The 23,711-nt window shown below is 47.8% G+C and carries 25 protein-coding genes; 11 read left to right on the forward strand and 14 right to left on the reverse strand.

All coding sequences use genetic code 11. The features are described 5' to 3' along the window. Positions 1-150 precede the first annotated feature (150 nt). Entirely contained in the window at positions 151-1,353 is a 1,203-nt protein-coding gene (locus tag KNQ04_RS13235; RefSeq protein ID WP_214851304.1) for a cation:proton antiporter, read from the reverse strand. A gap of 223 nt (positions 1,354-1,576) precedes the next feature. Between KNQ04_RS13235 and KNQ04_RS13240 the strand changes: the two genes are divergently transcribed. Both KNQ04_RS13240 and KNQ04_RS13245 read left to right on the forward strand, forming a co-directional pair. Beyond that, entirely contained in the window at positions 1,577-2,206 is a 630-nt protein-coding gene (locus tag KNQ04_RS13240) for an ArsR/SmtB family transcription factor (protein ID WP_214851305.1), read from the forward strand. 80 nt (positions 2,207-2,286) lie between these two features. Beyond that, the gene (locus KNQ04_RS13245; protein WP_214851306.1) at positions 2,287-3,534 is read left to right on the forward strand and encodes an MFS transporter; all 1,248 of its coding nucleotides are present in this window, start codon (positions 2,287-2,289) and stop codon (positions 3,532-3,534) included. Between the two features lie 53 nt (positions 3,535-3,587). Here the strand turns inward: KNQ04_RS13245 and KNQ04_RS13250 are convergent, their stop codons facing one another. From KNQ04_RS13250 to licT, 5 genes are all read right to left on the reverse strand, one after another. Continuing rightward, a complete protein-coding gene (locus KNQ04_RS13250) occupies positions 3,588-4,676 on the reverse strand; it encodes a flavin monoamine oxidase family protein (protein WP_214851307.1) in 1,089 nt (362 codons plus the stop codon). Positions 4,677-4,751: 75 nt separating this feature from the next. Then, entirely contained in the window at positions 4,752-5,114 is a 363-nt protein-coding gene (locus tag KNQ04_RS13255) for a hypothetical protein (RefSeq protein ID WP_214851308.1), read from the reverse strand. A gap of 145 nt (positions 5,115-5,259) precedes the next feature. Further along, positions 5,260-6,711, reverse strand: a complete 1,452-nt coding sequence (locus tag KNQ04_RS13260) for a glycoside hydrolase family 1 protein (RefSeq protein WP_214851309.1) — start codon at positions 6,709-6,711, stop codon at positions 5,260-5,262. 17 nt (positions 6,712-6,728) lie between these two features. Then, positions 6,729-8,564 (reverse strand): beta-glucoside-specific PTS transporter subunit IIABC, encoded by a 1,836-nt coding sequence (locus tag KNQ04_RS13265; protein ID WP_214851311.1) that lies wholly within the window; start codon positions 8,562-8,564, stop codon positions 6,729-6,731. Positions 8,565-8,671: 107 nt separating this feature from the next. Next, entirely contained in the window at positions 8,672-9,523 is an 852-nt protein-coding gene (licT, locus tag KNQ04_RS13270; protein WP_214851312.1) for a BglG family transcription antiterminator LicT, read from the reverse strand. A 280-nt stretch (positions 9,524-9,803) separates the two neighbouring features. Between licT and KNQ04_RS13275 the strand changes: the two genes are divergently transcribed. Then, positions 9,804-10,391 carry a TetR/AcrR family transcriptional regulator gene (locus KNQ04_RS13275; protein ID WP_353049728.1) on the forward strand — a complete coding sequence of 196 codons (588 nt, stop codon included), beginning with the start codon at positions 9,804-9,806 and terminating at the stop codon, positions 10,389-10,391. 30 nt (positions 10,392-10,421) lie between these two features. Further along, complete coding sequence (locus tag KNQ04_RS13280; RefSeq protein WP_214851314.1) at positions 10,422-11,609, forward strand: MFS transporter; 1,188 nt, start codon at positions 10,422-10,424, stop codon at positions 11,607-11,609. Between the two features lie 50 nt (positions 11,610-11,659). On the opposite strand, the gene KNQ04_RS13285 is transcribed toward KNQ04_RS13280, so the two are convergent. Continuing rightward, a complete protein-coding gene (locus KNQ04_RS13285) occupies positions 11,660-11,839 on the reverse strand; it encodes a DUF2171 domain-containing protein (RefSeq protein ID WP_159172541.1) in 180 nt (59 codons plus the stop codon). A 197-nt stretch (positions 11,840-12,036) separates the two neighbouring features. On the opposite strand from KNQ04_RS13285, the gene KNQ04_RS13290 reads away from it, so the two are divergent. Together KNQ04_RS13290 and KNQ04_RS13295 are read left to right on the forward strand one after the other, a co-directional pair. After that, positions 12,037-12,246, forward strand: coding sequence for a helix-turn-helix transcriptional regulator (locus KNQ04_RS13290; protein ID WP_159172542.1), 210 nt, complete (start codon positions 12,037-12,039; stop codon positions 12,244-12,246). Next, complete coding sequence (locus KNQ04_RS13295) at positions 12,243-12,719, forward strand: DUF2178 domain-containing protein (protein WP_214851315.1); 477 nt, start codon at positions 12,243-12,245, stop codon at positions 12,717-12,719. The genes KNQ04_RS13290 and KNQ04_RS13295 overlap by 4 nt, the downstream gene beginning before the upstream one ends. Positions 12,720-12,731: 12 nt before the next feature. Here KNQ04_RS13295 and KNQ04_RS13300 read toward each other — a convergent pair whose 3' ends face one another. Then, the gene (locus KNQ04_RS13300) at positions 12,732-13,148 is read right to left on the reverse strand and encodes a GNAT family N-acetyltransferase (RefSeq protein ID WP_214851316.1); all 417 of its coding nucleotides are present in this window, start codon (positions 13,146-13,148) and stop codon (positions 12,732-12,734) included. A gap of 151 nt (positions 13,149-13,299) precedes the next feature. On the opposite strand from KNQ04_RS13300, the gene KNQ04_RS13305 reads away from it, so the two are divergent. The 3 genes from KNQ04_RS13305 (at position 13,300) to KNQ04_RS13315 (ending at position 16,049) form a co-directional block, all read left to right on the forward strand. Then, positions 13,300-13,836 carry a GNAT family N-acetyltransferase gene (locus tag KNQ04_RS13305; protein ID WP_214851317.1) on the forward strand — a complete coding sequence of 179 codons (537 nt, stop codon included), beginning with the start codon at positions 13,300-13,302 and terminating at the stop codon, positions 13,834-13,836. Between the two features lie 195 nt (positions 13,837-14,031). Continuing rightward, positions 14,032-15,390 carry an alkaline phosphatase gene (locus KNQ04_RS13310; protein ID WP_214851318.1) on the forward strand — a complete coding sequence of 453 codons (1,359 nt, stop codon included), beginning with the start codon at positions 14,032-14,034 and terminating at the stop codon, positions 15,388-15,390. Positions 15,391-15,401: 11 nt separating this feature from the next. Next, positions 15,402-16,049: a hypothetical protein gene (locus KNQ04_RS13315; protein ID WP_214851320.1), complete on the forward strand. Its 648-nt coding sequence runs from the start codon at positions 15,402-15,404 to the stop codon at positions 16,047-16,049. A gap of 492 nt (positions 16,050-16,541) precedes the next feature. Here KNQ04_RS13315 and KNQ04_RS13320 read toward each other — a convergent pair whose 3' ends face one another. The 5 genes from KNQ04_RS13320 to KNQ04_RS13340 all read right to left on the reverse strand — a co-directional run bounded on the left by KNQ04_RS13320 (position 16,542) and on the right by KNQ04_RS13340 (position 20,806). Continuing rightward, positions 16,542-18,206 (reverse strand): FAD-dependent oxidoreductase, encoded by a 1,665-nt coding sequence (locus KNQ04_RS13320; protein WP_214851322.1) that lies wholly within the window; start codon positions 18,204-18,206, stop codon positions 16,542-16,544. A 12-nt stretch (positions 18,207-18,218) separates the two neighbouring features. Continuing rightward, a complete protein-coding gene (locus KNQ04_RS13325; protein ID WP_214851324.1) occupies positions 18,219-19,523 on the reverse strand; it encodes an arsenic transporter in 1,305 nt (434 codons plus the stop codon). Between the two features lie 94 nt (positions 19,524-19,617). Continuing rightward, complete coding sequence (locus tag KNQ04_RS13330; protein ID WP_214851326.1) at positions 19,618-19,926, reverse strand: ArsR/SmtB family transcription factor; 309 nt, start codon at positions 19,924-19,926, stop codon at positions 19,618-19,620. A 95-nt stretch (positions 19,927-20,021) separates the two neighbouring features. Continuing rightward, positions 20,022-20,261: a hypothetical protein gene (locus KNQ04_RS13335; protein ID WP_214851328.1), complete on the reverse strand. Its 240-nt coding sequence runs from the start codon at positions 20,259-20,261 to the stop codon at positions 20,022-20,024. Continuing rightward, the gene (locus KNQ04_RS13340; RefSeq protein ID WP_214851330.1) at positions 20,258-20,806 is read right to left on the reverse strand and encodes a GNAT family N-acetyltransferase; all 549 of its coding nucleotides are present in this window, start codon (positions 20,804-20,806) and stop codon (positions 20,258-20,260) included. Before KNQ04_RS13340 ends, KNQ04_RS13335 begins: the two co-directional genes overlap by 4 nt. Positions 20,807-20,996: 190 nt before the next feature. Here KNQ04_RS13340 and KNQ04_RS13345 point away from each other — a divergent pair, with 190 nt between their 5' ends. Together KNQ04_RS13345 and KNQ04_RS13350 are read left to right on the forward strand one after the other, a co-directional pair. Next, on the forward strand, positions 20,997-21,197 hold the full coding sequence (locus KNQ04_RS13345) for a hypothetical protein (RefSeq protein ID WP_214851332.1): 201 nt from the start codon (positions 20,997-20,999) through the stop codon (positions 21,195-21,197). Positions 21,198-21,208: 11 nt separating this feature from the next. Further along, the gene (locus KNQ04_RS13350) at positions 21,209-21,793 is read left to right on the forward strand and encodes a VanZ family protein (RefSeq protein ID WP_214851334.1); all 585 of its coding nucleotides are present in this window, start codon (positions 21,209-21,211) and stop codon (positions 21,791-21,793) included. An 89-nt stretch (positions 21,794-21,882) separates the two neighbouring features. Here the strand turns inward: KNQ04_RS13350 and KNQ04_RS13355 are convergent, their stop codons facing one another. Next, positions 21,883-23,589: a methyl-accepting chemotaxis protein gene (locus tag KNQ04_RS13355; protein ID WP_214851336.1), complete on the reverse strand. Its 1,707-nt coding sequence runs from the start codon at positions 23,587-23,589 to the stop codon at positions 21,883-21,885. Positions 23,590-23,711: the final 122 nt, after the last annotated feature.

A 23,711-nucleotide genomic window follows, 5' to 3' on the forward strand; every position in this document is an offset into this window, starting at 1 on the left:
CCGATTTGTAACAGCTTGAGACCATCCGTTTTTCTTGTCTTTATGAACACTTACAATGTTCAGGCGAACGGGTTGTATCTGTAAACGCAAAAAAGCAGACATGATCCAAGTACTTTTTGGACAGTGTCTGCTTTTTGATTTTCTATTTAATCATCGTTTATGCCGTTTACTTAAAAAAATCGTCAGCGGATAAATGCCGATACTCTGGACAATCAACGACAGGACGATTACAGCAAACGATAAGGAAATCAACACATCATATTGCGCTGACACCGTTTTTTCGAGCCACAGTAACAACGCGACAGACATCGAACCTTTAATCCCCGCTGCCGTAATGATTGAAATCGTCGAAAAGTCGTCGCGAAATTCACCTTTCCAGGGCGGTACGGCATAAATGAAGCCACCGACCATGATGAACCGTGCCAACAAAGTGAGACCAAAAATGATCAACGCCAGTCCCCATTGTGAAAAAACTAAGTATCCAGCTGCTTGAATCCCAATGAGTAAGAACAAAATCGATAAAAATGTTGGTTTGATGATGTTCCAAAATCCATCCAATGATGCTTTAATCCCCTTCTCCTCATCCGCTTTTTCAATTTCGTAAGACAAGAAAATCCCCAAAATGACGGTCGTGAGAACACCTGAGACACCTAGCGCTTCTGCAAGATAAAATCCACCGTACGACATGACGATACTCAACATCACTTGATATTCTTTTTGCTTCGTCAAGTGAATGATTTTACTTAAAATCCATCCGAGCAGTAAACCGATCAGAATTCCGCCAAACGAAACAAGCATAAATTGTTCGATAAATGTCGTGAAATTAAAACGTTCCCCCGTTTGAAATATCGATAATAATATCGTAAATAAAACGATACTCGTCCCGTCATTGACCATCGATTCTCCTTCCACGATATCGGCAACTTGTTCGTCCCCTGTACTTTTTTTGATGATGGATGTCACCGAGACCGGATCGGTCGGAATCAAGATGGCGGCAAGGAGCAGCGAAGCCGTCAGCGAAAGTGAAATGAACAGATTCGAGATCCAGTAGATTGAGACACCAAGCAATAAGGCCGTCACAATCAACCCGATCGTGCTGAACGCCGTAATGATACCCCAATTATTTTTCAACTGTTTAATCGGAAACTGATACGCTGCCGTAAACAGGAGCGCTGGCAAAAACACTTCAAATACGATTTCCTTCGATAGATGAAGCGAAGAAAAGTACGGGATAAATGAAAGACCCAGTCCAATCACAACGAGCACCATCGGAACAGGAATCATTTTTTGTTTTAAATCGATGGTGTAAATTACGTAGCCGATAAGTAGTAGCATCAAAATTTGATACGTCATACAGTCACCCTTCCCTTACCTGTCGTACTAAAATATTCTATGTGCCCTTATACCTTTTCAATAATTAGTTAAAACACATCCTTCACTCGATTTTCCAATCTGTCAGGTAATACCTCATCCAAGAGAATGTAATGCTTTGCAAAAAATAGTAACTGTTAAAAGTAAATTTATGTTATTCTATTGTCAAATAAATTAGACCGGTCAAATAAAAAGGAGGGATCTCATGAAATCCATTTTAACGCTAACCACTTTAAGCCAATTAAAGGCGCTGAGTGTTCCGATCCGAGCTGAAATCATGATGCGGTTGATCGAAAAACCACTCACGGGTCAAATGTTGTCTGAAAAACTTAACTTATCGCGTCCTAAAGTACACTATCATTTAAAGGAGCTCGAAAAGAATCACTTGATCACGTTAGTCAAAACGGAAGAAAAAGGCGGGATCATCCAAAAGTTTTATCAATCGGTGGCGCGGGGATTCACACCATCACTTGAGCTCTTGCCGCATATGGAAGACGTCAATGAATCCAATCGGCAACTGCTTTTTCAAATGGCCGAAAAAACAAAACAAGTTATCTTATCTGCGCCCGAGCATGCATTTACCCCTCAACGAGCCAGTGAATCGCCTGCTGATTGGAATCACGTCGGTTCAATGTGGCAAATCTCTGTAACGGAGGAACAGTTTAACGATTGGATGAAAAAATATTTTGAATTGATGGAGGAGCTTAGGCACCTCTCAAAAGAACCGAGTGAAGAAACCGCTCAAAAACTTTACTTCTTTTCTACGATGGCGTTTGAAGTGGATGAACTCATCATGGAAACGATTGAACATGAGGATGAAGAAAACAAGGCTTGAACGTATAGCCTTTTTCTTTATTCGTCATTGTCAAATTAAATTGACTGGTCAAAATAATAAATCATTTGGAGGTTTTATGTATGCTTGAGCTTTTGAAAAACCGCAATTTCATGTTTTTATTGGCCGGCCGACTCGTGACGAATATCGGAGACAGTCTTTATTACATCGCCGCGATGTGGCTAGTCCATGACATTGGACAGAGTGCATTTTATACAGGGCTTGCCGGGTTTCTGATTTTATCACCAAAAGCCCTGCAATTTCTTGCGGGTCCGCTGGTCGACCGCTGGAGAATCAAAACGACATTAATCGTCACCCAAATTGTGCAGTCGCTTTTGATTTTGCTCATTCCATTTGCTTACCTGCTCGATTTTTTAAGTATTGCATTAATTTTATCCGTCATGCCACTCCTCGCCTGCATCGAAGAATTTGCCTATCCGACGCAAACTAAAGCCCTGCCCTTGTTTCTTAAAGAAAAAGAACTGCTGCAAGGAAATTCGCTCTTTGCATTTGCTTATCAAGGCGTTGATCTTGTCTTCAATTCATTGGCAGGATTAGCAATCGCCTTCTTTGGTGCCGTCACGATGTTTTTCGTCGATTCAGTGACATTTGCGCTCGCCGCGATGTTTTTTTCATTCCTCAACATGGATTTTGTAAAAACACCAGCTCCAAAAACGCAACACTCCTTAAAACTCACCTTCATAGACTATATCGATGATTTAAAAGAAGGCTTCGCTGTCGTGTTCAAGTCATTACTTTGGGTCTTTCTGATTGGTTCATCTGTTGCAAATTTTGCGATTGGGATGACGGTTGCTGTCCTTCCTGTCTTCGCGGATCAGATCAGCGGTGTACAAACATACGGTATTTTGTTAGCCGCTATGTCAGCGGGTTCGTTGCTCGGTGCACTCCTCGGTTCGACCCTCGGAAAACTACGCGTCGGCATCGTCACGAGCGTTTGTTTTTTAGTCGGGTCCATCTGCTGGATACTTGCCGGGCGGCTCTCAAGTCCATTGATTACACCGATTTTATTTGGTATCGCCTGGATTCCAATCGGTGCCGTAAATGTTTTGTTTGCCGGTGTTACGCAAACCATCATCCCGAACCAAATACTTGGGCGAGTAAATTCAGTCGCGTATAGCTTAGGAATTGCCGCGATGCCGATTGGTTCGTTACTAGGTGGATATGTCGCGACCTTTGTTGATCCCCACTTCATTTTCATGTTCGCTGGACTCGGTATTTCGTTGATTGCATGTGTTTGGTTCTTCCATCCCGATCTCCGAAAGTTACCACAGGTGGAACAAATGACTACTTCGACTTTTAAAATCAGTTAAAAACGCCCCCGGTCATCGAGGACGTTCATGATAAATATTGTGCGTGTCACAAATCACCCATGCCGCATCGTCCATTCGGCGACGACCCGCTTCGCCGACCGGAGCGCCCCTTCGATATGGCCGCCAAACGCAACATCCGTTTCCGTCCCGGCAAGATAAAGTCGCCCTTGCCAGTTTGCGTCGACTGCGATGGGTCCATATTGCGGAAATTCTGTTAACGGGCGGGCATCTGCAGGCGTCGCTGTATCGGGGTCTTGTGCCCAGTCATAATACAGCACTTCCCGCGGATGCCGGGCTGCTTCACCGTACATCGTGATAAGTTGCTCGAGGATACGGGCTTTGACTACTTCCGGTCCGAGTGACTGACGTTCTTCTGCCGTCAACCGTAGGAAACCGAACAAGGCACCGGGGCCGTTCTGCGGTGATGCATCATGAATCTCCTGCAAGGCACCGACCCAGCTCATCCCGAACCCGGACTGCCCTGCTTCGCGCCAAAACGGCGTGTCATAGACGACAAGTGCTTTTGCTTGTCCGGCCATCCAGGTCGGGGTCGTTTGCAGTTTTTCGCGAGTCGTCTCGGAAAATGGCGGTTCGATCGCGACTCGCTCGATAAGACGGGGTGGAAGGGCAACCACGACACTATCATACGTTTCTGAAGTCGTCCGCCCGTCTTTGATTGACGTAACGATTACTTGTTGTTCCGTCTGCTCAAGTTTCGTGACGCGTGTCTGTAAGCGCATTGATGCCGCCGGAAGTTGTGCCGCAATCGCTGTCACGAGGGCTTCCATTCCTCCCGCTAACCGTTTTGACGGGACGATACTGTCCGGTGCCAGCAGATGATGTTCGATTGTTCCTGCTTGCCGTTCGAGTACCATCGCGCCCGTCGTGTGTTGTTCAAATGCCGTCAGACCGAGTTCGGTGACAAGTTCCGTGATGACCGTCTCCGTATCCGGCCAGTACCATGTCGGTCCGAGGTCAAAGCGGTTTGTCTCGTCTCCGTGCGTAGCCGCCATGCTTACAATACGCCCGCCGATCCGTTCCCGTGCCTCATAGACGGTGACCGCTTGTCCCTTCTGTTGTAAAAGTGATGCTGTATAGAGCCCGCTGACGCCTGCTCCGATGATTGCGATGGATTGTGTCATCTTGATTCTCCTTTGCTACGGACAGATCAATTGTCCCTGTCCTCATGTGCTGTAGCAAGTGTACCTTGTTCCGACTCAATCCTCCAACCGCTCGAACTCGAGTAAACGGACAGGCTTAACATATACCTCCTCGTCGAACGTCGTCAGCGAAACGAATGTCTCGCCTTTTTGATAGAGAATTTCGGCTCCTTCTTGATTCACTTTCTTCCAGCCGTCATGCTTCAAGCGTGCTGCATACAGGAGTCCCGGTCCATCTGTTTCTGAAGCAAGTTGCGTCGCGTAGTGTTGACCGTTCGCACCCGTTTGCTCCGTCGCAAAGCGCGGAATCGGGAACGAACTGACAGATGCACCTTCTTTGAACAATAGGGATATCACCCCGTAATACGTTCCACCAATTAGAATCATAATCAAGATAATCGATAATACTTTTTTATACATTTTGTATCCTCCTATTTTTACCCATCTATATCCATTATCTCCATCCCCTTATCTTTTTACCATCTTTTTAAAGTCTAATTTTTTGAACATTCATTCGAAAAAAGGAAAGACCTGACTTCGCTTAGCGAAATCAGGTCTTTCCTTTTTATGAACGCGTTGAAACTGAGTCTTTGTACAAAGCTTGTCCGTTTGTCGCAATCACTTCCTGATACCAGAAAAATGAATCCTTCCGTGACCGCTCGAGTGTACCGGACCCGTCATCTTGCTTATCGACGTAGATGAAACCGTACCGCTTGCTGTACTCGCCGGTCGAGGCACTGACCAGGTCGATACATCCCCAGCTCGTATACCCCATGACCTCGACGCCATCCTCCATCGCTTCAACCATTGCTTGAAGATGTGCTTTAAGATAGTCAATCCGATATTCATCATGAATTGCACCGTCTGCTTCCACCTTATCGTAAGCACCGAGTCCATTTTCGACGATGAACAGCGGTTTTTGATAGCGGTCGTACAGCTTATTTAAAATAATCCGTAGACCACCGGGGTCGATTTCCCAACCCCAATCACTTGCTTTCAAATAAGGGTTTTTGACGCCGTTCATGATATTTCCGGCTGTCATGTCTGTCGTTTTATCAGCCTTTTCCGTCCGTGACATATAGTAGCTGAGAGAGAAGAAATCAACCGTGTATTCTTTCAGGATTGCCGCATCGGTCTTTTCCTGTTTAAGTTCAATCCCATTCTCCGTAAAGAAACGTTTCGCGAATGCCGGATACTCGCCGCGGACATGGACGTCGCCGCAGAAGTAATTCATCATCCGCTCTTCATCGAGTGCGACTTGAACATCTGCTGGATTGGAACTATACGGGTAAACCGGTGCAGCAATTAACATACACCCGATTTGCATCGAGGGATCGACTTCCCGTGCTGCTTTCGTCGCAAGACTACTCGCGACGAGCTGATGATGTAACCCTTGGTATGTCGTTTGAAGATGGTTTTCTTCATCCTGTAATGCGACACCGAGGCTGAGCATCGGCATGAACTGCGCCCCATTGATTTCGTTAAAGGTCAGCCAGTATTTCACTTTCCCTTGATACCGCTCAAACAGAACCCGGCTATACCGTTCAAAAAATATCACGAGACGGCGGTCACGCCACCCCCCATATGCTATTGCCAAATGTCTTGGCAACTCATAATGCGAAATTGTCACAAGTGGTTCAATCTCCTGAGCAATCAACTCATCGATGACACGGTCGTAAAACGCGAGACCTTCCTCATTCGGCTCCATTTCGTCCCCGTTCGGGAAAATGCGCGACCAGGCAATCGACATGCGGAATGTCTTAAAACCCATTTCTTTAAATAAGGCAATATCCTCTTTATACCGGTGATAAAAATCGATGCCTTCATGGTTTGGATATGTGTATTGCTCATGTAATTCAAAGTCAAATGCCGCATCATGAATCAACTGCATCCGTTGTTTCCCGCCCGGCATGACATCAGCAATTGATAATCCTTTACCTCCCTGATCAAATCCGCCTTCAAATTGATTGGCGGCAGTAGCGCCACCCCATAAAAAGTCTGCTGGTACGTTCTTCATTTTCCTCTACCCCTCTCTTATACTAAGATACGTAACACGTCACGTGACGGCTCAACCAATCCGACATACGTCGGAAGAACATCCAAATAGCTGGCTGTGTTTGTCACGATGACCGGCGTGATGATGTCATATCCCGCCTGCTCGATTTCTTTTAAGTCAAACGCAATCAACCGATCTCCTGCTTTGATGTTCTGTCCACTCGTGACGAACGATTCGAAATACTGTCCGTTCAACTGGACCGTATCGAGTCCGATATGAATCAGGATTTCGACACCTGTATCTGAACGTAAACCAATCGCGTGCATCGATTGATATACTGTCACGACTTCACCATCGAACGGAGCGTAAACGACTCCTTCGTTCGGAATGATGGCCACACCTTTGCCCATCGCGCCACTCGAAAAGACTTCGTCATTGACTGACTCCAGAGAAATGATTTCGCCTTTGATTGGCGCGAGGACGGGTAACCCGACTTCTTTTGATAAAGATGGTGTTGTTTCAGTCGTTGCAATCTCTTCCTTCGTCAGGAAGTACGTCAAACTGAAAGCAACCGCCGTCGCCACGAACAAACCGATGAAGGCACCCCAAAACGAGAGGTCAACACCACTTTGAGGAATCATGACTGGCACAGCGAATATGCCAAGTCCGCCCATCGTGTAAGAAGCTGTACCTAGTGCACCGCCAACAAGTCCACCTGCTGCTCCACCGATGACACCAAAGATAAACGGCTTTTTCCGCGGCAGCGTCAAGCCGTACATCGCAGGTTCCGTGATTCCGAAGACACCGGCAATCGTTGAAGATGTACCGAGTCCCTTCGTCTTCTTATCTTTCGTTTTAACAGTAATCGCGAGAACGGCACCGACCTGACCAAACGTTGCCATGAGTACACCGACGCTGATCGTATCAAACCCGATGACGGTAATGTTATTGATGAGAATTGGTACAAGACCCCAGTGCAATCCGAACATGACAAAGATTTGCCAAAACGCTCCGATGAAAGCGATCGCGAGGACTGGACTTAGGTTGTAAATGAACGAGTAAGCACCCGCTAGTCCTTGACTCGCGTACGTCGCAAGTGGTCCGATTGCGAGGAACGTCAACGGGACAACGATTAAGAGCGCGAGCATTGGCGTCGTAAAGTTGCGGACGGCCTCATGCGAATGTTGATTAAAGAACTTCTCGAGCTTCGCTGAGACATAGGTCGCTAGGATAATCGGAATGACGGACGATGCGTAACTCATCAAGACGACCGGAACCGTCAAGAAACTGAGTGCTTCACCTGATGCCTGCAAGGCGACCATCGAAGGGTAAACGAGCGCTCCCCCGATGACCATCCCGATATAAGGATTCCCACCGAACTTTTTGGCAGCTGAATGACCTAAAATGATGGGCAGGAAGTAAAAGAGCGCGTCTGCTGTCGCATTGAGGACGATGTATGTCCCCATGTCTTGCGTCAACAGTCCAAGGGCAACTAAAATCGCCAGTAAGCCTTTCAGTAAACCGCTCCCTGCCATCGGTCCTAAAATCGGCGTGAAGATTCCGGCAATCGTATCGATCAGCCGGTTGAACACCGTCGTTTTTTCACCGTCATCAACCGTCTTTTCAAAACCACCAATCGCGACTACGTCTTGATAGACTTCACTGACATTGTTTCCGATGACGACTTGAAATTGTCCGCCACTTTTGACGACAGTAATGACACCGTCCTGTTGCTTGACCTGTTCAGCGTCAGCCGCTTGCTCATCTTTTAGCTTGAACCGTAAACGCGTCGCACAATGAAACACACTTTTTACGTTGTCTTGTCCGCCAATCAATCGTACGATGTCTTTTGCTAACGCTTGATATTTTCCCATTCGTCTCACTCCCGGTTTAAATAATAGGATAAAAAAAACCTAAACCACTACAAGTAACACCATACTTGTAGTCATTTAGGTTTGGCCTGCATCATCAGTAACCATCCTTAGGATTGACTTTGTTTCATTAAGTTTTCGATGTGAATCATCAAATATAATCGTTCATCCGTCGAAACATGATAGTCGTATTTCGCTTCAATTAAATTCGCAATTTTCAATACACATTCAGCAGCTGCAGGGTACCGATTTTTGACCATTTCGAACAGTGTTTCATCGCCCCCCGCCTTCAAGGCTGCTTTAGAAACGATTCGTTGCACAAAGTACTTTAAATGAGTTAAAAAGCGGGAATAGGCATGTGCTTCTTCATCGAGTTCGATTTGAAAGTGATAGGTAATGATGGTCAAAATCGCTTGTGTCGCCTTCGTCATTTCCGTGACGACGTGTAAGCTTTCTCCTTTTACGCCAAGCATCGAGGCATTGACGAGATGAAGCGCAATCGCGACTGCCTCATCTTCATCGAGCTTGACATTATGCCGCTCATTGATCAGGTGAACGGCTTGTTTGCCAATCGAAAACTCTGGTCCGTAAAAACGTTTGACTTCCCAAATCAGAGGGTTTCGAATGATGATTCCTTCCGCATACCGTTCGAGGGCATAGTGAATATGATCGGCTAGCGTTACGTAAATCGTGTCATGCAACTCGTTGTTCAATTGATGCTCTGCTACTTTAACGATTTCTTTGACAGTCTCGATTTCGTCTTGTGGCATCTGATTCAAAAAATCGATGAATCGTTCCTGTGTTTCCTTACTTTCAAGTGTAAAAATTTTTTCGATACGATTCTCTTCAATCGTATCCCCCGTCCGTTTTTGGAACGCAATCCCGCGTCCCATCACAACATGTTCTTGCCCTTTTGATTCAATCGATACAACGTTGTTATTAAACACTTTTACGATCTGCATGGAATCCATCACCTCCACCCACAGTCTGATGAAAAGAAAAAACCTAAATTCATATCCATCGCCGCAACACGCAACAGATATCAATTTAGGTTTTGCCTGCTTGACCAGTAACAACCCTAACGGTTTATTCTTTTCGTAATCAGAATACAATTTCTTGAAGACTGCGTCAAGAAAAAGTTAAGCGTTTTCATTTTAGGTAAATATTTTTTTAAAACACGTTCCTTTTAAATCTCATACATTGATGATATAGTGTTTTCATAAACTAACGACCGTTAGGAAGGTGAATGAATTGAAAGCTGCACAATTAATCCCGACCGCTTTACGTCACTTCGCGAGTCATGGCTACGAAGGGGCCTCCTTAAACGACATCGCCCAAGAAGTCGGAATCAAAAAACCATCCATCTACGCCCACTATTCCGGGAAGGACGACCTCTTTTTAAAGACGATGGCGTACGCACTCGGTGAACAAAAAAAACATCTTGCGTCCTACTTCGTCGAGACACGGCAGTTGCCGCTTGAAACATCTCTAAAAGGATTCTTCGACTGGTTCATCGAGGAAAGCAACCAAAACGACCAAATGAAGTTTATCCTTCGCATCGCGTATTTCCCACCCGTCAAGCTGGAGCATGAAGTGACGGCGTTGATCAATCCGTTTTTCGATTCGATCCATCGTCATCTAGCACGCTTGTTCCGCGAACGCGACCGGACAGAGCAGATTCTTTACTCGGATGATTATACGAGTGGCGCACTCGCCTACTTGACCGTTGCGGAAGGGACGATGACAGAACTCGTCTATAACGGGATTGACGCCTATCAACAACGACTCACTGCCGTCTGGCCGATTTTTTGGCGCGGGCTCGTCCGTTAAGAAGTCAAATCAGAAACTGAGGTTTAAATCATGCAAAACAACAAGCTCATTTTAGGTACACTTTTACTCAATCTGTTTATCGCCTTTTTAGGGATCGGACTCGTCATTCCCGTCACCCCGACAATCATGAATGAATTGAATATCTCTGGCTCAACGGTCGGCTATATGGTGTCGGCGTTCGCCTTTGCCCAACTGATCCTTTCGCCGCTTGCCGGACGCGCCGTCGACAAGTATGGACGCAAGCCGATGATCATCATCGGCCTGTTCATCTTCAGTATGTCGGAACTGCTATTCGGGCTTGGACAGACGGTCGAAGTGTTGTTTGCTTCGCGTATCTTAGGTGGTGTCAGTGCCGCCTTCATCATGCCCGCCGTCACGGCGTTCATCGCCGACATCACGACGAACGAGACGCGTCCGAAAGCGCTCGGTTATATGTCAGCCGCCATCTCGACCGGTTTCATCATCGGACCGGGAATCGGCGGATTTCTCGCTGACGTCGGGACACGCGTTCCGTTTTTCTTTGCCGCGACATTCGGGATGATTGCGATGATTTTGTCCGTCTTCACGTTACGTGAACCGGAACGTCATTATGCCGATGCGCCGACCGTCAAACAAGCGAACGGCTTCTCAAAAATCTTTTCCCCCCTCTATTTCGTCGCCTTTTTGGTCCTGTTGATTTCGTCATTCGGCCTCGCCTCGTTCGAATCGCTGTTCGCCCTGTTCGTCGACCGGAAGTTCGGCTTCACGGCAAAGGACATCGCCCTCGCGATTTCTCTCGGAGCAATTGTCGGAGTCATCGTCCAAGTCGGCCTGTTCGACCGCTTGACGCGGTGGTTCGGTGAGATTCGCCTGATCCGCTACAGCTTAATCGTCTCGACCGCCCTCGTCCTCGTCATGACGTACGTGACGAGTTACTTCGCAATCATCCTTGTGACGATGGTCGTCTTCGTCGGCTTCGATTTGATGCGTCCTGCCGTCACGACGTATCTGTCGAAGATCGCCGGCGATGAACAAGGTTTCGTCGGCGGAATGAACTCGATGTTTACGAGTGTCGGGAACATCCTCGGGCCGATTGCGGGCGGACTCCTGTTTGACGTCAATCTCAACTATCCGTTTTATTTCGCGACGATCGTCCTGACGGTCGGCATCATCCTGACGGTCTTTTGGCGTCAACCGAAACTGTCGGTCGACTCAGACGCAACGAAACTTTCATCGTGAACATCAAGAAGCGTCCCCTGAACTAAGGGAGACGCTTCTTTTTTCATGCATTAAGATGATTGCTGAAACGCTGGACTGACATGATCATCATCGACTGACCTGACCCACTCGACCGGGACATATAATGATTTTGCGATGGCTTCATCGGTTTTCCCAAGCTTCCGTAACGTTTTGACGATGCGCATGCGGCGTGCAAGTTCCCGTTGATCCGGAATGCATTCAGGTAACATGTTTCTTCCCCCCTTTTTTCTATCCCGGTGCCGTCGAAGTGATAAAGTACATATTACCCGAAAGTTGTCAGACTATTCTGTTTTAGTTAGACTCCATGAATTTTCGATAAATGAGACGAAAAAATAAAAAGTATAGTCCGCTTTACAAAATGTAAAACAAACTATACAATCAAATCATCGAAGAAAGGAGTGTCCCGATGAAACTCTCGAATCGCGTCAAAGCATTACGGCGCCAAACGGACTGGACGCAAGAACAATTCGCTGACTTGATCGGTGTCACGCGCCAGACCGTCATTTCACTCGAAAAAGGAAGCTATACTCCGTCATTGTTACTGGCGATGCAAATCGCCAAAGTTTTTGACCGACCAATCGAAGACATCTTTTATCTGGAGGAGGAATCACCATGAAACGTGTCATCATTCAATCGAGCTTAAACATTTGTCTTTATTTTCTTTTCGCTGCTTTTATCAGTTCTGTTCACGATCAACTCGAGGTGTTCAACGACGATCCCGTTCGCGGCACTGGGTTCAACATCACATTGAAACTTCCACTTGTTCTTCCGATGATATTCATCGCTATTTTACTAACCGTTATGGGCTACCTGAACCGGACAAACAAAAAAAGTACATTTTCGGAATGGTCCGTCGGGATGGCTGAATTTTCTGATCAAGATGAGCGCGAAGAAGTCATCACAGGCAAGGCGACACGTGTTGCCTATACGACGTTTTTATCCACTTTACCGGCCCTGATGATTCCGTTTTTATTTTACGTCCAACTCGTTGAAGACTTTCCGAACTTTCCCTTCTACGCCATCGCGACCGTCTTATCGCTCGGCACACTGTCCTATCTGATCGCTTGGATTTATTATTACAAGAAGTAAGAGACAGCTCATTCAAAGTAATTTTTTATAGAAGTACTGCGTCATCCCTTCGACCGGATGATCGTCTAAACGCCCGTATTCGACGTACCCGTTTTTTTCGTAAAAGCCGGGTGCCTGAAAGCTGCACGTGTCGAGGATGACTTTGCTGCAGGCACGTTCTTTGGCATAGGCTTCGACCATACTCAATAATTTGCTGCCGTATCCGCCGCCTTTGACGGACTCGTCAAGCCATAAGAAGGAGACGTGAACGTGGTTCCAACCGTATTCGCCCGTCACTCCGCCTTTAATCTGATCCCCGTCTTTTAATAGAAAACAAATTTGTTCTGTCTCATGTTGAACCGACAGCGGAACGTTCGTTTTGTTGAAGCTGATCAATTGTTGGCGAATGTATTCACGGTCCTCCGTTGAACCGTTTTGAATCTGTATCATCTTAATCCGTCCTTTCTTTCCTATTTTAGTCTACCATTCAAGCACCCAGTTATTTCAATTTATATTAATAGAAATATTTTACATTCAATAGCAGGTTGTGGCATGCTTAAACAAATAAGTTCTGATTCCATTACGTTGGAGGCGACGACAAATGAATCCGATTGACACGAATGAACGACCGTTGACGTACACGATTCGTCCGGCCGAACGCACGGATGCACGGCAACTTGCTTTACTGCGCGCAAGACTCGATGCGGAAACGGACCACTTCGACCGTTTCCCGGGAGAAGACGTGCTCGACGAAGAGGGATTTCTGCAATTGATTCAGCACGAAACCGGTGTTCCCCACTTCCTGCTCGTCGCGGAAGTCGATCGGCAACTCGTTGGTTACGCCCGCTGTGTCGGTTTCCCCTTACGCCGGTTCGCCCATAAAGCCGACTTCGGCGTCGGGGTCGTCCGCGACTTTTGGGGGCAAGGCATCGGACGGGCTCTCTTACAGACGACACTTGACTGGGCACGGACGGTCGAACTGCAAAAGATTCAACTGGCCGTCGTCGAAACGAACCAAGGCGCGGTCCGCCTGTATCAGACAGCAGGCTTTCAAATCGAAGGACGGCTCAAACATGACCGACTGCTCGCGGACGGTTTGTATTATGATACGATTCTGATGGGAATCCTGCTCGATTAACCCCGTTGTATCAAAAGCCAGTGGGCATGTGCTCACCGGCTTTTTTATATTTTGATGAGCTCCAGTGCTCCACTCGCCTGTTCATACCATCTTCATAATTCTTTACAGTCTCCTCATATCCCATTTATATTCCACCCGTAGGATGATGGTGTAGGCCGTACATACTCATCAGACCATGAAACTGGAGGAATTGACATGAAACTGAAACGACTTGTTCCCATTCTTGCCCTATCGACCTTATCGCTCGGCACAATGGTATCGACACCGGATGCCGATGCCAAAAGTAAGTACAAGAAAACACCGGAAATCCGCAATGTCATCTTTTTAATCGGTGACGGGATGGGCGTCTCCTATACGTCCGCACACCGCTACTTAAACAATGATCCGACGACGACCGTTGCGGAAAAAACAGCCTTTGACCGGTATCTCGTCGGTCAGCAAATGACCTATCCGGAAGATCCGTCACAAAACATCACCGACTCTGCCTCTGCTGCAACTGCGATGTCGTCCGGCGTCAAGACGTATAACGCTGCGATTGCCGTCGACAACGATAAGTCTGAAGTCAAGACCGTCCTTGAGGCGGCGAAAGAACGCGGTAAGTCAACAGGACTCGTCGCGACATCAGAAATCACCCATGCGACACCGGCCTCATTCGGTGCCCATGACGAAAACCGAAAGAACATGAATGCAATCGCAGATGATTATTTTAAGGAACGGATCAATGGGAAACATAAGATTGATGTTTTACTCGGCGGAGGCAAGTCCAACTTCGTCCGTCCGGATATCGATTTGACGAAAGCCTTTAAAAAAGACGGTTACGGTTATGTAACGGATCTTGACGAATTGAATGCTGACCGCAACAAACAAGTCCTCGGTCTGTTTGCCGACGGTGGTCTGCCGAAACGGATCGACCGTGAAAATACGGTGCCGTCACTCGAAAAAATGACGAATGCGGCGATTAAACGGCTCGATACCAACAAAAAAGGCTTCTTCTTGATGGTCGAGGGCAGCCAAATCGACTGGGCCGGTCATGATAATGACATCGTCGGTGCGATGAGCGAAATGGAAGATTTCGAACGGGCATTTAAAGCGGCGATTACCTTCGCGAAAAAAGACAAGCATACGCTCGTCGTCGCGACGGCCGACCACTCGACAGGCGGCTATTCGATTGGAGCAGACGGGATTTATAATTGGTTTGCCGAACCGATTAAAGCAGCAAAGAAAACGCCCGACTTCATGGCTGAAAAGATCGTTTCCGGTGCCGATGTCCGCAAGACCTTGACGACGTACATCGATCAGCAGAAGCTAGCTTTGACGGAAGAAGAGTTCACTTCTGTCGAACAAGCCGCTACCTCTAAAAAAGTGACCGATGTCGATAATGCGATTGAAGAGATCTTCAATCAACGGTCGCACACAGGTTGGACGACGGGCGGACATACGGGAGAAGACGTTCCGGTCTACGCCTATGGACCAGCTAAAGACCGGTTTGCCGGACAAGTCGACAACACCGATCACGCCAAAATCATTTTTGATCTCTTGAAAAAGAACAAGTAAGGAGGTCGACGATGAAACGACTCTTGACTTCACTCATACTCGGTACGGTGCTCGCCGGATGCAGCGATTCTTCAGCTGACCAACAAGCCGCATCAGTACCACCTATCACGCACACCTCCGTCGCGCTCGAAAAAATGGACATTTATGTGCCGAACCCACAATTGCCGGACGACCGGGCGTTGACGAAACGGAATCAAACCGTTCGTGACGCTAAAGGTGAAGTGACGTTAAAACAGATCCAGCCCGGCAAACAGACTCACTCAATCGGACCGATCGAGATGACGATCGAGGAAGTAAAAGTTGTTCAGAACCGTCCGAGTTACGCGATGATCGATTTCTTTCACGGCTTCACCCATGAAGAATCGTTCGACATGGTGAAGACGCGCGTCACGCTTACGAATACGAGCAAGCAATCGGTCACGTTCAACCCGGTTGCACATGTGAAAATCAATCAGACGACAGAAAAAACAATTGATGATGACCTGTACCTCGAAGCATTGGCCGGGACATACGAGCCGTCGGAACAGCGAAGTGGCAACCTCGGTTTCATCACGGAACGTCCCGTTGAAACACTGGAGTTTTTGACGAGTGACGTCCTTGATGCGCAGCAGCAGGTCATTAAAAAAGGTCAGCCTTTTACAGTGACGCTACACGATTAAATCAACAGACAAGACAAAGAGCCACGTTCCGACTAGCGGAGCGTGGTAGGTGTAGACAAACTCTTGTGAAGCGTGAACAGGCTATAACGAGAGGCACTCTGTTCGCGCTTCCCTGTCTCGCCTCGTCTTCAAAGCGGCAATCGTCCGCGCCTCTACAGCAAAGCTGCAGGGTCGCGACCGATTGCTTTTCGCGGTTCTAAGCGATTCGAGACGGATTGCGCGCTAAACCGTCTGACATGACTAGATTTCTGTCACGGTATTACTTGCAAAGCGTCACATTTCGTTGACTCCTACGGGAAAAAGTGCGTTTTTAACGCACTTTCAGAGGCAGGCAAGACCCTGCTCGTTGTCCGTTAGGACCAAGGAGCAACGGCTTGCGCCTCACCCGAGGAAAGCTACGAAAAAAGACGCTTGATTTCCTGATAGCACGTTGTCTACAGCCTGCCACGCTCCGTCTGACGGAGCGTGATTCTTATTTATCCGGTTCCGGGCTTATTTCTTAGAAAAACATTGCTTCAGGTGCTGATAGTTCGTATTCCCGCCGGACAAGTTACAGACATCCGTAAACCCGAGATTTTTGAGCACGTTTTGCGCTGCATTGCCGGTGACGCCTTTATTACAATAGACGACGGTCGGGATGGACGGATCGAGTTCCGCGGCCCGCGTCCGCAGTTCGCCGAGCGGGATATGAACCGCTCCGTCGACATGATTCTTCTCGAACTGTTTTTTCGACCGCGTATCGATGATTTGAATCGTCTCTTCCGCCACTGTTTGCTCGATTAACGTTTCCGGTGTCACTAAACGGGCCGTCTTCTTAATCGCGTTATCGAGCGCCATCCCCGTATAGAGGACGGGATCTTTTGTCGTCGAAAACGGCGGTGCGTACGCAAGATCGAGGTGGAACAAGTCTTCCGCCTTCGCCTTGAAGGTGATTGCCGTCGCGAGGACATCAATCCGTTTATCGACGCCTTGCGGTCCGACGATTTGTGCGCCGAGGATCCGGCCCGTCGCTCGGTCGGCAATCGCTTTGATGACCATGTCCTTTCCGCCCATGTACTCGGGGCGATCCGGTTTAATGTTGTGTAAAATCTCGATATCGAATCCGGCAGCCAGGGCTTCTTTTTCCGTCAAGCCGGTCTGGGCGACCGTCAAATCGAATGCCTTGAAGATCCCCGTTCCGAGAATACCGCGGTGTGCCGCCTCTTCCCCTGTGATGACCATCCCAGCAATCCGGCCCATCTTGTTGGCTGTTGAACCGAGCGGACGATAGATGGCTTCACCCGTGATGACGGAAAAGCTCTCTGCGACGTCACCGACGGCATAAACGTCTTTCAGGTTCGTCTGCATCTGCGGATTGACGGCAATCGCTCCCGTCTGACCGAGCGTGACACCGATTTGTGTCGCCAATTCCGTATTCGGTTTGACACCGACCGAGAGGATGACAAAATCCGTCGCAACCGTTTTACCGCTTGCGAGCTCGACTTGCCCGACTTTGTCTTCGCCTGTCAATGCCGTGACGGATTCATTTAACAACAGTCGGACGCCTTTACTTTCGAGATGATCCGCGACACGTGATGCCATATCGAAATCAAGCGGCGGCATGACTTGCGGCAACCGTTCGACGAGCGTGACGGCAATGCCGCGGTACGTCAACTGTTCCGCCATCTCAAGTCCGATGAACCCCCCACCGACAATCGTGACCGACTTTGGATCGTGTTGCTCGATGTATGACCGGATCGCTCCAGCGTTTTGGACGTTGCGGACGGAAAAGACGTTTCGTTTGTCAACACCGGGGAATGGCGGGATGATGGTTGACGCGCCTGTCGCGAGGACAAGCGTATCGTACGTATCCTCAAACCGTTCGCCTGTTAAATGGTTCAAGACGGTTGCCGTCTTCGTCTGATGATTGATTGATTCAACTTCATGTCGGGTTTTGACGTCGATGTTATACCGTTTTTTAAAGAACGCTGCGTCACGTGGTGTCAAGGTGTCGATATCTTCAATCTCACCGCCGACGAAATACGGAATCCCACATCCCGAGTATGAAATGTCTTGATCGCGGTCATAAATCGTAATTTGTAATGATTCGTCATTCCGGCGGGCTTTCGCGCCGACTGATGTCCCGGCAGCAACTGAACCGATTATGAGTAATTTCATAGAAAATCCCCCTTAGTAAAGTAACAAGCTGATGTAAAGACCGAGTAAGGCAATCGCAAGCGTCGGAATCGTCAACACCGCTCCGATTTTAACGTATTGCCCCCAGCCGATTTTAACACCCTTCGTCCGTAAGACGTGTAACCAGAGTAACGTCGCAAGACTCCCGATCGGTGTGATTTTCGGTCCGAGGTCGGAGCCGATGACGTTGGCATAAATCAGGGCTTCGCGAATCACACCGGTCGTCTGGCTGTGATCAATCGCCAAGGCATCAATCATCACGGTCGGCATGTTGTTCATGATTGATGACAAAATGGCAGCGAGGAAGCCCATGCCGAACGTCGCCGACGCAAGATTCGTCGCAAAACCGTCAATGATATCCGCGAGGATTTGCGTCAAACCGGCATTTTGCAGACCATAAACGACGATGTACATTCCGAGCGAGAAGAAGACGATCGCCCACGGTGCACCGCCGATGACTTTTTTTGTTGGTACACCCGGTGAACGGCGTGCCATCAACAAGAAAAATAAGGCGATGACGCCGGCAACAAGACTGACTGGAATCCCGATGAGATCACTCGTAAAGTAACCGACGACAAGCAACACGAGGACGAGCCATGATAGCTTGAACATTCGCTGATCTTTGATCGCCGTGCGCGGCGCGACAAGTTGCGTCACGTCATACGTCTTCGGGATACTTTTCCGGAAGTACAGATACAAGACAAGCAGACTGCCGATGACGGAAAAGACGTTGACGAACACCATCCGTGCCGCATAGTCCGTAAAGCCGATGTCAAAGAAGTCGGCCGAGACGATATTGACGAGGTTTGAGACGACAAACGGCAGACTTGCCGTATCGGCAATGAAGCCGGATGCAAACACGTACGCCAAAACGACATAGTCCGGTAATTTTAAGTAGCGGACGATGGCGAGGACGATCGGCGTCAAAATCAAAGCCGCTCCGTCATTCGCGAATAACGCTGACACGAGTGCCCCGAGCAATGTCAGATAGACAAACAGTTTGACCCCGCCGCCCCGGGCAATCCTGGCCATATGAAGTGCCGCCCATTCGAAGAAGCCGATTTCATCCAAAATCAATGAGATGATGATCAGGGCGATGAAGGTAAACGTCGCGTTCCAGATGATCCCCCAAACGGTCGAGACATCGTCGAGATTGACGACGCCGGTCAGTAAGGCAATCAGTGCCATCCCCATCGCCGAGTAGCCGATGCCGAGGCCTTTTGGTTGTTTGATGATTAAAAATAACGTGATCAGGAAAATCCCGATCGCAAGCAGGTGTGTGCCGGTCAATGCATTCACTTCATTTCTATGAAAATTTTTAATTTCGTCAGCTTCACATAACAACTCTGTTATATAAAGGAGCTGTTTGCCGACCGCAACATGAGATGTCCGGTCAGCAGATCTTTCCTTCCGTCAAAGGCGGTCGGTCGAGCGTTGCTAAAATCGTCACGAGCAACGCATAATGTGGATGGTTTGGATTGAGTCGGAAATGAATCCACTGCCGGTCGCGCCGTTCCAAGATGACGTGTGCTTGCCGTAACAATTTCAGGTGCCGGCTGATTGCCGGTTGCGAGATCGCATACAGATCGACGAAATCACAGACACAATGTTCACGCTCTTGCAGGCGATTCAACATATCAAGCCGGATTCCGTCACTCAGCAATTTTAAATAGACACTGACGGTTTCGACGTCTGTGTTCAATGGTCCTTCACCTCCTTCACTTTCCCAGCAAATACGTGCTCCAACATAACCAGTCTATTATATAACCAACTTGTTATTCAATGATTTTTAAAAAATTATGGATTCTGCTTGAAGGATTTGAACGACGGTAGATTGACGACCAAAAAATAAAGCGCGAATGCAATCAAAAAGAATACGGTGAAGAACAACAATTTTTCATCACTTAAAAACAACGTCCGGTCGATGTGCAGATGCCCGGTTTTATCAATCGCGACCGGCATCGTCACCAACGTCAAAAAAACACCGCCCATCAGGAAAAGTCCCAGTACGTTGAAATACCGTCGTGGTGTTTTCATCGTTGCGCCGACCAGTCCGGACGTATCATCGAAAACAAATAGCCGTCGTGCGATTGTCCCCCTTGATAAAGATAGCCGCGTAACTTTCCTTCTTGAACGAATCCTTGTTTTTCGAGGAGACGGATTGACGCTACATTATCCGGGAAGGTGACGGCTCCGACACGGAATAAATCAAGTTCTTCAAACGCATACCGCAAAATTACCCGGACCGCTTCCGATGTATAACCTTTCCCCCAGTGCGACTTACTTAATTCGAAACCAATTTCTGTTTTCTTGCTGTATTCACTCAAGTGATTAAAGCCGATCGTCCCGATGAACGCTCCGGTTTCCTTGACGACCATCCCCCAACGGATGCCGCGTCTTGTTTTATACGTATCATCAAACGACTTGACGATCATGGTTCCTTGTTCGGCAGATGTCAACGGGTCCATGCCGTAAAAACGTGTCACCGCCTCGTCCGATAAGATTTCAAATAAGGCTTCCGTATGGTCGTCCGTTACCTCGACGAGCTGTAATCGTTCCGTCTGTAAAACGGGAAAAGTCATGTTCATTCCTCCAATTTTCATTTACTGTCCTTAAACGCATATTACGGCACTCTCACTCAAAATCCCTGCTTTTTCCACAAAAACAATGTTAATTCCTAATAATGAAAGACGAATGGGTTTTGTTGTGTTATCCTATTTTTGGTCTTTAATTCCCATTTCACAGATTCAATAGTCTAGGAGGTAGATGTGTTTGAATACAAAACTAGCATTCATCTTATGTCTCATACTTGTAGCTGGATTTCGCGTCATCCATCTGTTTGATTTGCCTTATTTGATGCAGCAACTCTATGGTGTGTTTTATATCTTCTCGACTGGCATTATCGTATTCACGATATGGAAACAAAAAAAGCGAAACGCGTCCAATCTTAAGGGCGACGATTTATCTATGTAAAGGAGCATCATATGCCATCCATCTCATTCCCCGTTTTCACCCTGCTCGGACTACTCGGATTATTGATGTATACTGGATTTGATTTCAGAAGACAGGCATTTAATCACTTAGGCAAACGAAGTATCATGTACAGCTTTCTCGTGTACGCGATTGTCGTCGTCCACTTGACGATCGGTTTCATTTATTTCCCTCCGCAAGCAGGATCAATCGAAATTCAGTTGCGCCCTTTCCACTTTATTAACGATTGGATGATTGCAGGACAGCAAGGCAATTGGTTCTTTTGGAATTCAGTAAAGTTGACTGCTTATAACTTCCTTTTGTTCCTTCCGCTCGGCGTCTATCTTGTTGTCCTTTTCAAAATACGGTTCACAACAGGGTTGCTGCTCCTTTTCCTTGTGAGTTTTGTGATTGAGACGCTGCAATTTGTCTTCAGTTATGCCGGTCTGCTGTTCCGCCGTACCTTCAACGTCGATGATTTATTGCTGAATACACTCGGTGGCGTGCTTGGGATGCTCATCGCTTATAGCGTCATCCACTTCATGCTGACGAAATTCAACCAGTTCCCTAAGCAAACGGACAATACTAAGATTTCGTAACCCATACAAAAACGACGGATGCCTTTCGCTGTAACAGCGTCGCATCCGTCGTTTTTGTATGATCTTATATTTCACGATCCAAAATCGATTCAAACTTGAAACCGATTGGATAGCCCTTTTAAATCCTCTGCCATCGTCGCAAGCGACTGCGAGGCCGATGAAATTTCCTGCATCGATGCCATCTGTTCTTCCGTCGAAGCGGAAATGTTTTCCGTTCCGGCGGCAGCACTTTCCGTGACACTCTGGATGTCACGCATGACGGCTGCAATCTGTTCGCTGCCTGCTGCCATTTCCTGAACGGCACCGGATACTTCTTCGACTTGACCGGTTACGTCAACGATTGAACGTTCGATTTCCTTGAACGACTCACTCGCTGCTGCAACGACTTGAATGCCACCCGTCATCTCACCCGATACTTTCTCCATTGAGACGACGGAATGTTCCGTCTCGCGCTGGATGACTTGAATCAATCCCTCGATTTGTTTCGCCGCAAGTGCCGACTGCTCAGCAAGCGTCTTGACTTCCGCTGCGACGACGGCGAACCCACGTCCCTGTTCACCGGCCCGTGCCGCTTCGATTGCTGCATTTAAGGCAAGCAGGTTCGTCTGTGCGGCGATGCCTGTTATCGATGCCGTAATCTGACCGATTTCTTTTGAGCGACCGCCGAGTCCGACGATGACCTGTCCGAGTTCTGTGACATCTGTATTGATCTGTTCCATTTGCCGCCCGAGCTGACCGACGACGTGATTGCCCTGTTCGACTTTTTCCATCGCGCCACCCGTCACGTCAGACATCTGTTGGGCGTTACTGGCAACTTGTCGGATGCCTGATGTTAACTCGGTGACTGTCCGTGACGCACGTGAAACTTGATTCAACTGTTGCGTCGACCCGCTCGCGATTTCTTCCATCGTCACGGCGACGAGTTCCGTCGCTTTTGTTGTCGCTTCCGCGTTTGCACTCAGTTCGTCCGATGCTTTTGCGACGTGATTTGACGTTCCTGTCATTTCGACGATGACATGATGCAACTGTTCTGTCATCGCATTAAACGATTCTGTCAGTTGACCCAGTTCATCTTTCGAGACGTAATCCCCACGCACCGTCAAATCGCCGTCACCCGACTGTTCCATCCACCCCTGAAGAGAACGGATTGGTCGTGTGATTAAGCGAATGATGTAAATCGCAAGAATCGCGAATAGAAGCAACGATCCGATGAAAATTACCCCCATTAAGTAAAAGGCTGTCTGTTTCTCTGCCTGATTCTCCTCATTGATCGTCTTCGCCTGATTCGTCATTGATTTCATTAAGCTCGCTGCCGATTCGGCGACTTGGTCACGAACCTGTTCGAGACCACCAGAATATGTCTGATACGCTTCTTCCTTATTACCTTCAACGGCCAGACTCTGAATCGTACTGAGTCCGTTATCGTAGGCGATGACGTAATCATTTAATTCTTCCAGCTGTTTTGCTTCACGCGGTCCGATGTTTGCCGTCCGTTCGAATTTATCGACCGATGTCCGGATTTGCGCTTGCCGTTGGTCGATTTGGTTTTCCAACTCCTCGAGCCGCGCCGGATCTTTCGTCAACATCATCTCGGCAAGAAATGAATCGAGTGCCCGGGTATCAATCCGGATTTGTCCGACCTCCTGGACCGGGATCAGGTTCTCTTCATACATCGCTTCCGATGCATTTGCCATCTGGTTCAAGAAGTAGATGCTTGCACCTGCAATCAAGACCATCGCAACGATCGCTGTCGCAATCAATACTTGAATCTTTTTTCGTACTGTTAAATTTTTCATTCTTTTTCCCCCTCACCTTTCTATATCGGTAAAATGAGGAAATGTTTGACTCCTTTTGTCGAAATGATTTTGCGCGTGATGTGTTCTCATGGATGCGCCGATTACGACTTTTGCCTGTGCGT

Source organism: Exiguobacterium sp. s193 (genome assembly GCF_018618755.1).
Taxonomy (GTDB): domain Bacteria; phylum Bacillota; class Bacilli; order Exiguobacteriales; family Exiguobacteriaceae; genus Exiguobacterium_A.

What these genes read in the sequence shown, in the direction of transcription:
- KNQ04_RS13310 (WP_214851318.1), top strand. Translation starts at nt 14,032, where the DNA reads ATGAAACTGAAACGACTTGTTCCCATTCTTGCCCTATCGACCTTATCG.
- KNQ04_RS13280 (WP_214851314.1), top strand. Translation starts at nt 10,422, where the DNA reads ATGCAAAACAACAAGCTCATTTTAGGTACACTTTTACTCAATCTGTTT.
- KNQ04_RS13285 (WP_159172541.1), bottom strand. Translation starts at nt 11,839, where the DNA reads ATGTTACCTGAATGCATTCCGGATCAACGGGAACTTGCACGCCGCATG.
- KNQ04_RS13245 (WP_214851306.1), top strand. Translation starts at nt 2,287, where the DNA reads ATGCTTGAGCTTTTGAAAAACCGCAATTTCATGTTTTTATTGGCCGGC.
- KNQ04_RS13300 (WP_214851316.1), bottom strand. Translation starts at nt 13,148, where the DNA reads ATGATACAGATTCAAAACGGTTCAACGGAGGACCGTGAATACATTCGC.
- KNQ04_RS13350 (WP_214851334.1), top strand. Translation starts at nt 21,209, where the DNA reads ATGCCATCCATCTCATTCCCCGTTTTCACCCTGCTCGGACTACTCGGA.
- KNQ04_RS13260 (WP_214851309.1), bottom strand. Translation starts at nt 6,711, where the DNA reads ATGAAGAACGTACCAGCAGACTTTTTATGGGGTGGCGCTACTGCCGCC.
- KNQ04_RS13320 (WP_214851322.1), bottom strand. Translation starts at nt 18,206, where the DNA reads ATGAAATTACTCATAATCGGTTCAGTTGCTGCCGGGACATCAGTCGGC.
- KNQ04_RS13355 (WP_214851336.1), bottom strand. Translation starts at nt 23,589, where the DNA reads ATGAAAAATTTAACAGTACGAAAAAAGATTCAAGTATTGATTGCGACA.
- KNQ04_RS13235 (WP_214851304.1), bottom strand. Translation starts at nt 1,353, where the DNA reads ATGACGTATCAAATTTTGATGCTACTACTTATCGGCTACGTAATTTAC.
- licT (WP_214851312.1), bottom strand. Translation starts at nt 9,523, where the DNA reads ATGCAGATCGTAAAAGTGTTTAATAACAACGTTGTATCGATTGAATCA.
- KNQ04_RS13290 (WP_159172542.1), top strand. Translation starts at nt 12,037, where the DNA reads ATGAAACTCTCGAATCGCGTCAAAGCATTACGGCGCCAAACGGACTGG.
- KNQ04_RS13335 (WP_214851328.1), bottom strand. Translation starts at nt 20,261, where the DNA reads ATGAAAACACCACGACGGTATTTCAACGTACTGGGACTTTTCCTGATG.
- KNQ04_RS13255 (WP_214851308.1), bottom strand. Translation starts at nt 5,114, where the DNA reads ATGTATAAAAAAGTATTATCGATTATCTTGATTATGATTCTAATTGGT.
- KNQ04_RS13265 (WP_214851311.1), bottom strand. Translation starts at nt 8,564, where the DNA reads ATGGGAAAATATCAAGCGTTAGCAAAAGACATCGTACGATTGATTGGC.
- KNQ04_RS13240 (WP_214851305.1), top strand. Translation starts at nt 1,577, where the DNA reads ATGAAATCCATTTTAACGCTAACCACTTTAAGCCAATTAAAGGCGCTG.
- KNQ04_RS13315 (WP_214851320.1), top strand. Translation starts at nt 15,402, where the DNA reads ATGAAACGACTCTTGACTTCACTCATACTCGGTACGGTGCTCGCCGGA.
- KNQ04_RS13305 (WP_214851317.1), top strand. Translation starts at nt 13,300, where the DNA reads ATGAATCCGATTGACACGAATGAACGACCGTTGACGTACACGATTCGT.
- KNQ04_RS13250 (WP_214851307.1), bottom strand. Translation starts at nt 4,676, where the DNA reads ATGACACAATCCATCGCAATCATCGGAGCAGGCGTCAGCGGGCTCTAT.
- KNQ04_RS13295 (WP_214851315.1), top strand. Translation starts at nt 12,243, where the DNA reads ATGAAACGTGTCATCATTCAATCGAGCTTAAACATTTGTCTTTATTTT.
- KNQ04_RS13340 (WP_214851330.1), bottom strand. Translation starts at nt 20,806, where the DNA reads ATGACTTTTCCCGTTTTACAGACGGAACGATTACAGCTCGTCGAGGTA.